Annotated in this window: 1 pseudogene; it reads left to right on the top strand. The window is 78.9% G+C overall.

Annotated features, from left to right (window positions below):
- A pseudogene (locus G3I42_RS00930) lies at positions 1-275 on the top strand (transcriptional regulator); the annotation flags it as partial.

Below are 275 nucleotides of genomic sequence, written 5' to 3'. Positions count from 1 at the left end.
GCCGACGCGGGGCAGGCGGCGCTCGCGGCAGCGCTGCTGCGCCTGCGTCCGCCGCACCGCAGGGTGGTGCTGCTGCACGAGGGCGTGGGGCTCGGCCTGCCCGAGACGGCGGCGGAGGTGGAGGCGAGCACTCTCGCGGCGGCGCGCCGCTTGGTGCACGCCCGCCAGGACCTGACCGCCCACCTCCCCGAACTGTCCGACGAACCGCAGCAGTTGGGCTCCCGCCTGCGCGCCTTCCTCGCGGCGGGCGAGGTCCCGGGACGCCCCACGCCCCC

It is taken from the genome of Streptomyces sp. SID11385, from assembly GCF_010548245.1.
Taxonomy (GTDB): Bacteria; Actinomycetota; Actinomycetes; order Streptomycetales; family Streptomycetaceae; genus Streptomyces.
Note: the sequence above shows the minus strand (reverse complement) of the source record. Positions and strands in the feature narration are given on the sequence as shown.